Origin of the sequence: Rhizobium sp. CF080, assembly GCF_000282095.2 — a bacterium.
GTDB lineage: Bacteria > Pseudomonadota > Alphaproteobacteria > Rhizobiales > Rhizobiaceae > Neorhizobium.
This window is the reverse complement of the sequence record NZ_AKKC02000014.1, coordinates 48,949-62,555: the sequence shown is the minus strand read 5'-3', so window position 1 is coordinate 62,555 and position 13,607 is coordinate 48,949. Positions and strand designations below refer to the sequence as shown.

The window sequence follows — 13,607 nt, the reverse complement described above, 5'->3', positions numbered from 1 at the left end:
GACATTCGGGACGGCGACAAAACGACGGGCGAGTCGGTCGAATCGACACACAATTCACGAGACCCGGCGCCAATATTCTTAGGCCTTAGACGAATGATGACGGCGCCAGCCAGGCAAACATTTCAGCGCGCTGCTGCCCTGCCCCATGGCTCGCCCCCCGCTCTCAGGCAAAATCAGAGCAACAAAAAGCCCGCGACGCACTCTGCTTCGCGGGCTTTTTAACCTCTGCAGGAACGCTTCGTTCCGCCTATATCAGGCCGCGACCCGGCCTTCCGAATCGTCCACCAGCTTCCACGCCAGCGCGCCGAGAACGGCGCCCACGATCGGAGCCACCCAGAAAAGCCAAAGCTGTCCGAGAGCCCAGTCCCCGACGATCAACGCCACGCCGGTCGAACGGGCCGGATTGACGGATGTGTTGGTCACCGGGATCGAGATCAGGTGGATCAGCGTCAGCGCAAGGCCGATTGCGATCGGAGCAAACCCGGCCGGCGCTTTCGGCCCGGTCGCGCCGAGAATGATGAAGATGAAGAAACCGGTGAGAACCAGTTCTATCAGCAGCGCGGAGGTCAACGAATAACCGCCGGGCGAATGCTCGCCATAGCCGTTGGACGCAAAGCCGCCGAGCTGGAACCCAGCCTTGCCGGAAGCGATCAGATAGAGAACCAGGGCCGCGACAATGGCCCCCACCACCTGGGCGACGACATAGGCCAGGAGGCTTGACGCCGGAAACCTGCCCGCTACGGTCAGTCCCACCGAGACCGCCGGATTGAAGTGCCCGCCGGAAATACCGCCGACCGCATAAGCCATGGTCAGCACCGTCAGGCCGAATGCGAGCGCAACGCCGACGAAGCCGATACCGAGATCGGGGAATGCAGCAGCCAGAACCGCGCTGCCGCATCCGCCGAAGACAAGCCAGAAAGTGCCGAAGAATTCAGCCGCTAATTTTTTGAACATTTTAATCCCCCTGCTCGCGCCCCGGCACCCCGCCGGTCTCAGGCGCGACTCTCATTCAAGACGAGGTTATTATGCAATAGATGCTCATGAATGCTCAATGAATAAGCAAGCCCTGAAACAGCCGAGCCACTGAGACAGCGCTACCGGTACGCATGACGAACAAAAACATGAGAAAATCGCCGTAAGGCATTTATTTTACAGCGCTTCATAAAATTCGACAATCTGACCGACGGGACGCTTTCGCCTCACCATCGGTCGGGTCCTGTCAGTCGCTCGTCATGCCCTGGAACGGCCTCACCTCGCGGCCGGGCATGAAGATGCCGAGTCGCTTGATTTCCCATTCGAGCTTGATGCCGGAATGTTCGAAGACCCGCTGGCGGATCGTCTCGCCAAGATATTCGAGGTCATAACCGCTGGCATAGCCGATATTGATCATGAAATTGCAATGCAGCGACGACATCTGCGCGCCGCCGCTGACGAGGCCACGGCAACCGGCCTCGTCGATCAGCTTCCAGGCGGAATGGCCTTCCGGGTTCTTGAAGGTCGAGCCTCCGGTCTTTTCCTTGATCGGCTGCACCGTCTCGCGATGCTGACGCACGGCATCCATCTCGGCGCGGATCTTTGCCCGCTCTTCGGGATAACCCTCGAAGACCGCATGGGTGAAGATCATCTCGGCCGGAACCGATGAATGGCGGTAGCTGTAGCCCATCTCGGCAGCCGAGAAGACATGGCTGACGCCCTTGCGGTCGACGGCATGCACTTCGACGACGCGCCCGGCGGTCTCGCCGCCATTGGCGCCGGCATTCATGCGCAGAGCCCCGCCGATCGAACCCGGAATGCCGTAATAGAAGGCGAAACCGCCGATGCCATGGTCCATCGCCATCGCAGCGATATGCTTGTCGGGGCAGATCGCACCGGCCTTGATACGGTTCTCACCGACCAGGTCGACCCCGCCGAAACCCTTGGCCGAGAGGCGCAGGACGACGCCAGGAATGCCACCGTCGCGGACCAGCAGGTTGGAGCCGACGCCAACCACCGTCAGCGGCACCTCTTCCGGCAGGATCTGCAGGAAGGTCACGAGGTCGTCGACGTCATGGGGCTGGAACATCAGTTCGGCGAGGCCGCCGGCCTGGAACCAGGTGACACGATCCATCGGCGCGTCCGGCGTCAGCCTGCCGCGCAGTTTGTTGACGTCATCCCCCAACGACGCCAGAAGCTTTTCCCCATTCACCTGTTTCATTTCCTATCGTCCCGATATGCTTTCCAGTTCCTTCGGCAATGCTGCCGCCCACTGCGTGATATTGCCTGCCCCCAGAAGAACCACGAAATCACCCGGTTTCGCAATGCCCGATACAATCGAAGCGAGTTCCGTCGGCGATGCCATGTATCTCGCGTCGCGATGACCGCCCGACCGGATGCGCGAAACCAGGGCTTCCGAATTGGCGCCTTCGATCGGTTCCTCGCCCGCGGCATAGACCGGGGCCAGGAGGATGCTGTCGGCATCGTTGAAGCAATTGGCGAAATCCTCGAACAGGCTCGACAGGCGCGTGTAGCGATGCGGCTGGTGAACCGCGATGATGCGGCCCTGGCAGGATTCGCGGGCTGCCCGCAGCACGGCCTTGATCTCCACCGGGTGGTGGCCATAGTCGTCGAAGATCGACACGCCGTTCCAGGTGCCGGTCAAAGTGAAGCGCCGCTTGACGCCGCTGAAATTGGCGAGCCCCTTGCGGATATCCTCTTCCGAAATGCCGAGCCGGTTGGCGACCGCAATCGCCGCCGTGGCGTTGGAAATGTTGTGGCGACCGGGCATCGGCAGCGCCAGGTCCTTGAACTGGAACACCCGGCCGGTGCGGCGGCGGCGGATTTCCACGTCGAAGATCGACTTGGTGCCTTCCATCCGCACGTTGGAGAAACGCGCGTCGGCCTGCGGGTTTTCGCCATAGGTGACGATCTTGCGATCCTCGATGCGGGCGACCAGAGCCTGGACCTCCGGATGGTCGAGGCAGAGCACGCCGAAACCGTAGAACGGAACGTTTTCGACGAACTGCCGGAAGGCGGCGCGAACCGCGTCGAAATTGCCATAGTGGTCGAGATGTTCGGGATCGATATTGGTGACCACGGCGACATCGGCGGGAAGCTTCAGGAAGGTACCGTCCGATTCGTCGGCCTCGACCACCATCCACTCGCCCTCGCCCATGCGGGCATTGGTGCCGTAGGCGTTGATGATGCCGCCGTTGATGACGGTCGGATCAAGATTGCCGGCTTCCAGAAGCGTCGCGACCATGGACGTCGTGGTGGTCTTGCCATGCGTGCCGCCGATGGCGATCGCATTGCGGAAGCGCATCAGCTCGGCGAGCATTTCGGCGCGACGGACGATCGGCAGCGATTTTTCACGCGCGGCCATCAGCTCGGGATTGTTCTTCTTGATGGCTGTCGAGACGACGACCACTTCGGCGTCACCGATGTTCTCGGCCTGATGGCCGACAAACACCGGGATGCCCTTGTCGCGCAGACGCTGGACATTGGCGCCGTCGGCCTGGTCCGAACCCTGGACCTTGTGGCCGAGATTGTGCAGCACCTCGGCGATACCGCTCATGCCGATACCGCCGATGCCGATGAAATGGACGAGCCCGATAGCCTTCGGCATCTTCATGAATGCGCTCCCTTGAATTCCGAAATCGTTTTCCGTTCGGCGATCGCCACCACCAGATCCGCAAGCAGGCCGGTCGCATTCGGCCGTCCGGCGGACTTCGCGGCCGCAGCCATTCTTTCGAGCTTGTCAGGATCCTTCATCGCACCCGAAATGATCGCGGCAAGCTTTTCCGGAGACAGGTCCGACTGCTGCACCACCTTGGCGCCACCGGTCGCCACCAGCGCCTCGGCATTGGCTGCCTGGTCGTGATCCAGAGCATGCGGGTAAGGCACGAGGATGGCCGGCCGGCCGATCACCGCGATTTCCGACACCGTAGACGCACCGGAGCGGCAAATGACCAGATGCGCCGTCGCCAGCCGTTCGGCCATGTCCGAAAAGAACGACGAAATATCGGCCGGCGCCTTCAGCTTGGCAAAACAGGAACTGACCCGATCCTTGTCTTCCGGACGCGCCTGCTGGGTGACGACAATACGGTCTCGCGCGGCCTTGTCGAGAAGGCTGAGTGCCGTCGGCACCACCGAGGAGAAGAACTGAGCGCCCTGGCTGCCGCCGAACACGACCAGCCGGAAGGGATCATCGCCGCGAGACGCCACATAAGGGACGTTGGAGGCCGCAAGCACAGCGGGACGCACTGGATTGCCGGTCGTCACGGTCTTGTCCGCATAGGGGCCGCCGTTCTCGGGCAGGAAACCGCCGGCGATCGCCTGGACCTTGGCCGCCAGCGCCTTGTTGGCGCGGCCCATCACGGCGTTCTGCTCGTGGATCATCGTCGGCACGCCCATGGCGGTCGAGGCCATCAGCGGCGGCACGGTCGGATAACCGCCGAAACCGACGACGGCGAGCGGCTTCAGCCGGCCGATCAGGCGGCGGGCGGCCCGCAGTCCCGTCCATAGCTTCCAGCCGGTGCGGGCGAGCGCGATCGGGTTCTTCGATCCGAACGTGCCGGACGGAACGACATGGATTTCATCGGCCGGAAAAGTGCCGGCATAGCGCTCGGCCCGGCTGTCGGTGACGAGATGCACGGAATAACCGCGCTCCCTCAGTTCGTGTCCCAGCGCTTCTGCTGGAAACACATGGCCGCCGGTTCCCCCGGCGGCGAGCAAAATGATGCCCTTGGTCATTGGACTTTACTCCGCGGGTACGCCCTGGGCGACCCGGAACAGGCTCCGCTCTTGCGCTCGCTTCTCCGGACGATGACGGGTGAGCGCCAGGATGAAGCCTGCTGTGATGCAGATCGCGATCATCGAGGAGCCGCCATAGGAGATCAAGGGGAGCGTCATGCCTTTGGCCGGCATGAGTTCGAGATTGACGCCGATATTGATGAGCGACTGCATGCCGATCTGCAGGACGAGGCCAGCGACCGCAAACCGGTTGAAGTCGTTGCGCTCCTTGAAGGCGTGGTTCAGGCCGCGCAGCACGATGAAGGCGAAGATCGCCACCAGTGCCATACAGAAGATAATGCCGAATTCTTCGGCTGCAACCGAGAACACGAAGTCCGTGTGGCTGTCCGGCAGAATGCGCTTGACGATGCCCTCGCCCGGCCCCTGCCCGAACCAGCCCCCCTGCAGGATCGCCTCATGGGCCGTCTCGATCTGGAAACGGTCGCCTTCGCCGGTCAGGAACTTGTCGAAACGCGCCGTCACGTGCGGCAGCATGTAGTAGGCGGTGACGATACCACCGGCGCCGACGCCGCCGAGCATGACGATCCACAGCCAAGGCATACCGGCCATGAAGAACATGCCGCCCCAGACGACGCTGGTGAGAATGGTCTGGCCAAGGTCGGGCTGGGCGACGAGCAGCGCCGCGACGATGCCGAACAGGATGATGGCGAAGAGGTTGCCGGGGATTTCCGGCTGCCGCGCATGCTCGGCGAACAGCCAGGCGCAGACGACCACGAAGGCCGGCTTCATGAATTCCGAGGGCTGGATGGAGAACATTCCGACACCGATCCAGCGCCGCGATCCCTTGACCTCGACGCCGAAGAACAGCGCCAGCACCATCAGCGCCAGCGAAATGATCAGCAGCACGATCGCGGTCCGGCGCACCTGCCTCGGCGTCAGGAAGGACAGGCCGACCATCACCACCAGCGAGGGCAGCAGGAACAGCGCGTGCCGTTCGACGAAGTGGAAGCTGTCGAGGCCGATCCGCTCCGCGACCGCAGGCGATGCCGCGAAGGAGAGCATGAAGCCGACCCCCATCAGCAGCACGAAGGCGACGAGGAAGAAACGGTCGATCGTCCAGAACCAGTCTGCGAGCGGTCCACGGTCTGCGCGGCTTACCATCTGTCGTTCCCCTTTTCCGTCTCGATCAATCCAAATCGATCAGCATCGTGACGCCGTCGAGGCCCGCGACATGGCCGACAAAGGCATCGCCGCGAACTTCGAAATTCTTGAACTGATCGAAGCTGGCGCAGGCCGGCGACAACATCACCGCGGACGGCGTGGTATCGGCGCTCGCATCCGCCGCGGCATGAGCGACCGCCTTTTCGAGCGTGCCCGAAATCTCGTAGGGCACCGCTTCGCCAAGCGTCGCCGCGAATGCCGGCGCGGCTTCTCCGATCAGATAGGCCTTGACGATACGCGGGAAGAGTGGTGCGAGGCTGACTATGCCGCCCTCTTTCGGCAAACCGCCGGCAATCCAGTAGATCCGGTCGTAGCTGGAGAGCGCCGGCGCCGCCGCATCCGCATTGGTCGCCTTCGAATCGTTGACAAAAACCACCTGGACCCGACGTCCGACCGGCTGCATCCGGTGTTTGAGGCCGGGGAAGGATTTCAGTCCGGCACGGATCTCGTCCTTCGAAACGCCGACCGCCAGGCAGGCGGCGATTGCCGCCGCCGCGTTCTGGGCGTTATGGCTGCCCTTCAGCGTCTGGATGCCTTCGAGATCGACGAGCAGCGACATCGCGCCGCCATGCGCCTCGACGATCCGGCTGCCCTCGGCATAGAGGCCGTCGGCTACGACGACCCGCTTGGAGATCCGGCGCACCTTGACGCCGGCCCGCTCGACGCGGTCGGCGATGAGGGTGCAGAACGAATCGTCGACGCCGATCACCGCCGTCTTGCTGCCGGCGACGAGCCGTTCCTTGATATCGGCATAGTGCTGCATCGTGCCGTGGCGATCGAGATGGTCGGGCGTGAGGTTCAAGAGAATGCCTGCGGTCGGATTGAGCGTCGGAGCCAGATCGATCTGGTAGGACGAACATTCGACGACGAAGAAGCGCTGATCCTTGGGCGGGTCGAGCGTCAAAATCGCCGTGCCGATATTGCCGCCGAGCTGGGTGTCGCGACCGCTGGACTTGAGGATATGGGCAATCAGCGCCGTGGTCGTCGATTTGCCGTTGGTGCCGGTAATGGCGATGAACGGGCAATCCGGCGCATGCGCCCGCCGCTCGCGCACGAAAAGCTCGACATCGCCGATGACCTCGACGCCGGCGGCACGGGCGAGATCGACGCTCCAATGCGGCTTCGGATGGGTAAGCGGCACGCCCGGCGACAACACGAAGGCGGACTGAACCGACCAGTCGATGCCGCGCAGGTCGGCGGTGGCGATCCCCTCGTCGGCGGCCTTGGCGACGCTTTCGGGATTGTCGTCCCAGGCAATCACCCGGGCGCCGCCTGCAACAAGCGCCTTGGCCGTCGCCAGCCCCGAGCCACCGAGGCCGAAGAGTGCGACCGGTTTGTCCTTGAACGTGGTGACCGCGATCATCGCCGTGTCACCGCAGCTTGAGGGTCGAAAGGCCAAGCATGGCAAGGCCGACCGCGATGATCCAGAAACGGATCACCACCTGGCTTTCCGTCCAGCCGAGCTTTTCGAAATGGTGATGGATCGGCGCCATCAGGAAGACGCGCCGGCCGGTCATCTTGAAGAAGCCGACCTGGATGATGACAGACAGCGTCTCCATCACGAACAGGCCGCCGATGATCGCCATGACGATCTCGTGCTTGGTGGCGACGGCAACCGAGCCGATCAGGCCGCCGAGCGCCAGCGAACCGGTATCGCCCATGAAGATGGCAGCCGGCGGCGCGTTGAACCACAGGAAGCCGAGGCCGGCGCCGATCACCGCGCCGAGAATGACGGCAAGCTCGCCGGTGCCGGGCACGAAATTGATCTGCAGGTATCCCGCAAACACCGCGTTGCCGGCGAGGTAGGCGATGATGCCGAACGAGGCTGCGGCGATCATGACCGGTACGATTGCCAACCCGTCGAGACCGTCCGTCAGGTTCACCGCATTGCCGGCCGCCACGATGACGAAACCGCCGAACAGGACGAAGAAGATGCCGAGATTGATGAACAGGTCCTTGAAGAACGGGAAGGCGACCGAGGTGCCGAGCGTCGGATTGCTCGACTGGCCGGTCGTGAGCGCCACCCGCATCATGAAGAAGACGGCGATCCCCGCGATCACGAACTCGATGCCGAGACGCGCCTTGCCGGAAAAGCCCTTGTCGGTCTGCTTGGTGACTTTCAGATAGTCGTCATAAAAGCCGATCGCGCCGAAACCGAGCGTCACGAGCAAGGTCGCCACCACGTAGACGTTCGAAAGATCCGCCCAGAGCAGCGAACCGCCGACGATGCCGGCGAGAATCATTAGTCCGCCCATGGTCGGCGTACCCGCCTTCTTGAAATGGGTCTGCGGGCCGTCGGCGCGGATCGGCTGTCCCTTGCCCTGGCGCAGGCGAAGCGAGGCGATGATCATTGGCCCGAACAGGAAGACGATCAGCGCGGAGGTGAACAGCGCAGCGCCGGTTCTGAAGGTGATGTACCGGAACAGGTTGAAAAATTGGACTTTATCCGCCAGTTCCACAAGCCAGATCAGCATTCAGCGCCCTTTCTAGAAGCCGCGTCTCAATTAGTGGCGTTCCGTGTCGGAGAATGCCGGGTAGTTGTCAATAAGCGCGGTCACGATCTTGCCGAAACCGAGGCCGAGCGAGGATTTCACCATCACCACGTCGCCCGGCATCACCGAACGCACGACGAAATCGGCGAGATCCGCGGTCTTTTCGTAATATTGCACATCGACGCTGTCGGGCAGCGCGTCGCGCAGCGCCGTCATTTCCGCACCCGCCAGCCAGACATGCTCGATGCCGGCCGCAAGCAGCGGACCCGTCAGTTCCTCATGCACCTTGGCGGAGAATTCACCCATTTCCAGCATGTCGCCGAGAACGGCAATCCGCCGGCCGGTCAGTTCCGGTACCGAGGATGCCAGAAGCGCGATCGCCGCCCGCATCGAGGCCGGGTTGGCGTTGTAGCTCTCGTCGATCAGGGTCAGATGGCCTTCGCCGATGCCGAGCCGGTGGCGTTCGCCCCTGCCCTTGACCGGCTTCAGCGCCGCGAGCGCCGCCATGGCGCCGGCCATGTCCGCGCCGACCAGCAGGCAGGCACCGAGGACCGCCATGGCGTTTTCGGCGATATGCCGGCCAGGTGCACCGATATGGACTTCCGACGTCTCGCCGTTCAGCACCGCCCAGACGACCGAGCTTTCCCCATTGCCCTCGAAATCCGCCAGCCGGAAATCCGCCTTGGCATGCTGGCCGAAGGTGTGGATGTGCGAGACACCGGCCTCCTGCGCCTTTTTCTGCAGAAAACCGAACTGCTTGATGTCGCGATTGAGGATCGCCGAACCGCCCGGCTCAAGGCCTTCGAAGATCTCGGCCTTGGCAGCGGCAATCTCCTCGAGATTCTTGAAATGGCCGAGATGGGCGGCTGCGATTGTGGTGATCATCGCCACATGCGGACGCACCATCTTCACCAGCGGGCGGATCTCGTCCGGGTGGTTCATGCCGATCTCAAAGACGCCGAAATCGCAATCGGCCGGCATGCGGGCGAGCGTCAGCGGCACGCCCCAGTGATTGTTGAAGGAGGCGACGGCGGCATGCACCTTGCCGGAGGGCGCGAGCGCATGACGCAGCATTTCCTTGGTGGTCGTCTTGCCGACCGAACCGGTGATGGCGACGATGCGTGCCCGGCTGCGCGCACGCGCGGCGAGCGCCAGCTTTCCAAGCGCCGCAAGAACGTCTTCGACGACGATCATCGGCACGCTCAGCTTGCCGAGCGCCGGCAGTTTCGCCTCGTTGACGACGATCAGCGTCGCACCGTTGGCGACTGCAAGGCTCGCATAGTCATGACCGTCGACGCGGTCGCCCTTGATGGCAAAAAAAGCCTCGTCCTGACCGATGGAGCGGCTGTCGATCGAGATTCCGGTGATACCCGCCGGAAGCGAACCGATCGGCCGGCCGCCCATGGCAGACGTCAGATCCTCGGAGGTCCATAGCCAGCTCACGATTTCAGCTCCTCCAGCGCCTTGCGGACTTCGACATGATCGGAAAACGGCAGGACCGTCGTGCCGATCGTCTGGCCGTGTTCATGGCCCTTGCCCGCGACGATCAACGTATCACCTGCCCGCAGCATATGAACCGCCTCGCGGATCGCATTGGCCCGATCGCCGATCTCGATTGCACCCGGAGCCGCTGCCATGATCTCGGAACGGATCACCTCGGGAACCTCGGAACGTGGATTGTCGTCGGTCACGATGACGATATCGGCAAGCCTCGTCGCCACATCGCCCATGATCGGCCGCTTGCCCTTGTCGCGGTCGCCGCCGCAGCCGAACACCACGATGACGCGGCCGGTCGTGAACGGGCGCACGGAGGTCAGCACGTTTTCCAGCGCGTCCGGCTTGTGGGCGTAATCCACATAGGCGAGCGCGCCGTCCTTGCTCTGGCCGACCAGTTCTAGACGACCCGAGGCGCCGACCAGCTTTTCGAGCGCGGCCATGGCGACGGCGGCCGGAACCCCGGTCGACATGGCAAGCCCTGCCGCGACCAGCGCGTTCGCCACCTGGAAATCGCCGGCAAGCGGAATATCAACTTCGAAAATCTGGTCGCCGATATGGATCTCGGCCATCTGCTTATGACGGAAGTGCTCGACGCGCTTGAGGCACAGATAATCGCCCCTTCGGCCGACCGTGCGGACGTCAAGGTCGGCAACCGTCGCCACCCGCATCGCTTCTTCCGACCAGGCGTCATCGGCGAAGATGACGGCCGGCGAGCCCTTCGGCATCAGCGTATCGAAAAGCCGCATCTTGGCGGCCATGTAGCTCTCGATCGTCGGATGGTAGTCCATGTGGTCACGGCCGAGATTGGTAAAGCCGGCGGCGGAAAGACGCACGCCGTCGATCCGGCTCTGGTCGAGGCCATGGCTGGAAGCTTCCATGGCGGCATGGGTGACGCCTTCGGCAGCCAGTTCCGCCAGCAGTTGCTGCAGTTCGACCGGATCCGGCGTGGTCAGCGTTCCGTAATCGTTGCGGGTCGGCGAGACGACGCCGGTCGTGCCGATCTGCGCTGCGGCATGGCCGGCATGCGCCCAGATCTGGCGGGTGAACGAGGCGACGGAGGTCTTGCCGGCTGTACCCGTCACGGCAACCATGGTTTCCGGCTGCGCGCCGTAGAAACGGGCGGCGGCGAGTGCCAGCAGCCGGCGGGGGTTGGAAACGGCGAGAACTGGAATGCCCGCTTCCGCCGTATGTCCCGCAATCGCCGCAATCGCGCCGCGGGCGGCCGCATCGCCGATATAGCTCGAACCGTCCGCCTTGGTGCCTGCGAGCGCGGCAAACAGCATGCCGGGCGTCACCTTGCGGCTGTCGGAGGTCAGGCCGGTCACATCGAGATCGCCTGCCGGCCCGGCCATCAGATCGGCTATTTCCGGGAAATCCCCTCCGGCGAGTTCTCGCAATTTCATCAGCTGATTGTCCATTCTGAGCGTCGTCCCCTCGAATCGTCCGCTCACGTTGTTATCGCTCAATAAGACACAAGCAGGGCAGAACCGTCATTGCCGAATTTCGGCTTCACACCGAGAATGGGCGCAGCGCGGGTAATGATCTCCTTGACCATCGGAGCGGCGGATGTCGCGGCAAGAGCCGCGCCATTGCCCTTGTCGGTCTTGGGTTCGTCGCAGAACGTCAGGACGACGTATTGCGGATTGTCCATCGGGAAGGCCGCGAGGAAGGCGTTGAAATTCTTGTCATGGGCGTAGCGCCCGTTGACCACCTTGTCGGCCGTCCCCGTCTTGCCGCCGACGTTGAAGCCCGCGACGCGCGCGTTCCTGCCTGATCCGTTGACGCCGTTCCATTCGAAAAGATAGCGCATGTCCTTGCTGGTCGAGGGCTTGAGCACCTGGGTCGCGATCTTGTCGGCTTCTGCCCGGTTGCGTGGCAGGAAGGTCGGCGGGATGTATTTTCCGCCGTTGACGAGCGCGGCACCGGCAACCGCCGTCTGCAACGGCGTCGTCGAGACACCGTGGCCGAAGGAAATGGTGACCGAGTTGATCTTTTTCCACTCGCGCGGCTGGCTCGGAGTGGCGACTTCCGGAAGCTCCGTATGCATCTTCGTGAGCAGGCCGAGCTTGGTCAGGAAGTCCTTGTGGCCTTCGATGCCCACCGTATCGGCAATCTTGGCGGTGCCTATATTAGACGAATACTGAAAGATTTCCGGAACGCTCAGCACGCGCCCCTTGCCGTGGAAATCCTTGATGGTGAAGCCGCCGATGCGGATCGGAAACCGGGCGTCGAACGTGCTCTGAAGGTTCACCTTGCCGGAATCGAGACCCATGGCGATCGTGAAGGACTTGAAGGTCGAGCCCATTTCGAACGTGCCGTTCGACATGCGGTTGAACCAGCCCTCCTCGCCGCCTTCGGCCGGATTGTTGGGATCGAAATCGGGTGCGGACGCCATGGCGACGATTTCGCCGGTATGGACGTCGAGAACGACCGCGCCGGCACCGATCGAGCTGTACTTGCTGATCGCCTCGGTCACCACGTCGCGGACGATCGACTGAACGCGCAGGTCGATGGACAGCTTGACCGGCTCCAGCGGCTGGCTGGACGTCATGCCGACGGCCGCGAGATCGGCGAGGCCCTGATTGTCGACGTAACGTTCCATGCCGGCGACGCCGCGGTTGTCGATATTGACGTAACCGACGACATGCGCCGCCGTCGGACCACCCGGATAGAAACGGCGCTTTTCCGGCCGGAAACCGATGCCCGGAATGCCGAGCGCCAGAATCTGACTCTGCTGTTTCGGGCTCAGCTGGCGGCGCAACCACTGGAAACGCGAATTCGAGGTCAGCTTCGAATAGGTGCCCTTGACGTCGAGGTCGTTCAGAACCGTCGACAGCTTCTCGATCACCTCGTCGGCGTCGATGATCTTGTTGGGCTCGGCAAACAGCGAAACCGTGCGGATGTCGGTCGCCAGAACCGCGCCATTGCGATCGACGAGATCGGGGCGCGAGGCCAGAAGCCGGTCCGCCGGCAGGATGCTCGACGTCGTCAGCGGCTGGGCGACGCCATATTGCATCAGGCGGCCACCGATGACGCAGTAGAAGACCGTGAAGCCGGCGATCAGTAGACCAACGCGGTTTTTCGCCTGGGCGGACTTGCGCTTGCGGGTTCCCTCGAAGGACGCCTTTTCGGAGCCTCTGACACGGCTGCCGGACGAAAAATGCGCGCGGCTTTTGACGATCATGATGCGGGACAGGAAAGACATCAGCGTTTCACCGATCCTGTGGAAATGACTTCGATGGGACCGCGCCGCTGCGGCACGGGAATTTTGGCGGCGGGCTTGGCCTTGGCGGCAGCAACACCCTTCAGCGCGGCGGCGACCTCGCTGTTCTTGCCGGCGATGATGTCCTCGATGGTCGTCTCGGGCTGCGGAAGCCGCGCCTTCGGCATCGGCAACTCCTTCGGCATCGCAAGCTGCGTCGTTTCGGTCGGCGCGAGCGCCAGCTCGGAATTGTAGACGTTGATCAGCCGGTGCAGGCGGTTCGGCTGGGTCAGCAGGGCCCAGTCCGCCTTCAGGAGATCGATCGTGTCCTTCTCCAGCTTGATTTCCGATTCGAGCCGGCGAACCTCGTTGAGCTTCTCGTCGGCGCGGTGCTTGATCGAATAGGTTACGACGGCCGCTGCCGTCATCACGCCGATCAAAACAAGATCGAAGCTACGCAGCATGTA

General features: G+C 63.0%; 11 protein-coding genes. All 11 read right to left on the bottom strand.

Going from position 1 to position 13,607, the window contains the following annotated elements:
* Positions 1-252: 252 nt before the first annotated feature.
* The 11 genes from aqpZ to PMI07_RS25995 all read right to left on the bottom strand — a co-directional run bounded on the left by aqpZ (position 253) and on the right by PMI07_RS25995 (position 13,604).
* Positions 253-954 (bottom strand): aquaporin Z, encoded by a 702-nt coding sequence (gene aqpZ / locus PMI07_RS26045; protein WP_007768096.1) that lies wholly within the window; start codon positions 952-954, stop codon positions 253-255.
* Positions 955-1,219: 265 nt separating this feature from the next.
* A complete protein-coding gene (gene murB / locus PMI07_RS26040; RefSeq protein ID WP_007768098.1) occupies positions 1,220-2,194 on the bottom strand; it encodes a UDP-N-acetylmuramate dehydrogenase in 975 nt (324 codons plus the stop codon).
* A 3-nt stretch (positions 2,195-2,197) separates the two neighbouring features.
* Positions 2,198-3,607, bottom strand: a complete 1,410-nt coding sequence (gene murC, locus PMI07_RS26035; protein ID WP_007768101.1) for a UDP-N-acetylmuramate--L-alanine ligase — start codon at positions 3,605-3,607, stop codon at positions 2,198-2,200.
* Positions 3,604-4,728 carry an undecaprenyldiphospho-muramoylpentapeptide beta-N-acetylglucosaminyltransferase gene (gene murG, locus PMI07_RS26030; RefSeq protein WP_024164167.1) on the bottom strand — a complete coding sequence of 375 codons (1,125 nt, stop codon included), beginning with the start codon at positions 4,726-4,728 and terminating at the stop codon, positions 3,604-3,606. Before murG ends, murC begins: the two co-directional genes overlap by 4 nt.
* A gap of 6 nt (positions 4,729-4,734) precedes the next feature.
* Positions 4,735-5,889 (bottom strand): putative lipid II flippase FtsW, encoded by a 1,155-nt coding sequence (ftsW, locus tag PMI07_RS26025; protein ID WP_007758019.1) that lies wholly within the window; start codon positions 5,887-5,889, stop codon positions 4,735-4,737.
* Positions 5,890-5,914: 25 nt separating this feature from the next.
* The gene (gene murD / locus PMI07_RS26020; RefSeq protein WP_007758020.1) at positions 5,915-7,312 is read right to left on the bottom strand and encodes a UDP-N-acetylmuramoyl-L-alanine--D-glutamate ligase; all 1,398 of its coding nucleotides are present in this window, start codon (positions 7,310-7,312) and stop codon (positions 5,915-5,917) included.
* Between the two features lie 7 nt (positions 7,313-7,319).
* Positions 7,320-8,423 (bottom strand): phospho-N-acetylmuramoyl-pentapeptide-transferase, encoded by a 1,104-nt coding sequence (gene mraY, locus PMI07_RS26015; RefSeq protein ID WP_007758021.1) that lies wholly within the window; start codon positions 8,421-8,423, stop codon positions 7,320-7,322.
* A 30-nt stretch (positions 8,424-8,453) separates the two neighbouring features.
* The gene (locus PMI07_RS26010) at positions 8,454-9,884 is read right to left on the bottom strand and encodes a UDP-N-acetylmuramoylalanyl-D-glutamyl-2,6-diaminopimelate--D-alanyl-D-alanine ligase (protein ID WP_007758022.1); all 1,431 of its coding nucleotides are present in this window, start codon (positions 9,882-9,884) and stop codon (positions 8,454-8,456) included.
* Complete coding sequence (locus tag PMI07_RS26005) at positions 9,881-11,341, bottom strand: UDP-N-acetylmuramoyl-L-alanyl-D-glutamate--2,6-diaminopimelate ligase (RefSeq protein WP_024164166.1); 1,461 nt, start codon at positions 11,339-11,341, stop codon at positions 9,881-9,883. Before PMI07_RS26005 ends, PMI07_RS26010 begins: the two co-directional genes overlap by 4 nt.
* Before the next feature lie 59 nt (positions 11,342-11,400).
* The gene (locus tag PMI07_RS26000) at positions 11,401-13,143 is read right to left on the bottom strand and encodes a penicillin-binding transpeptidase domain-containing protein (protein ID WP_007771131.1); all 1,743 of its coding nucleotides are present in this window, start codon (positions 13,141-13,143) and stop codon (positions 11,401-11,403) included.
* Positions 13,143-13,604: a hypothetical protein gene (locus tag PMI07_RS25995; protein WP_007771129.1), complete on the bottom strand. Its 462-nt coding sequence runs from the start codon at positions 13,602-13,604 to the stop codon at positions 13,143-13,145. Before PMI07_RS25995 ends, PMI07_RS26000 begins: the two co-directional genes overlap by 1 nt.
* Positions 13,605-13,607 lie beyond the last annotated feature (3 nt).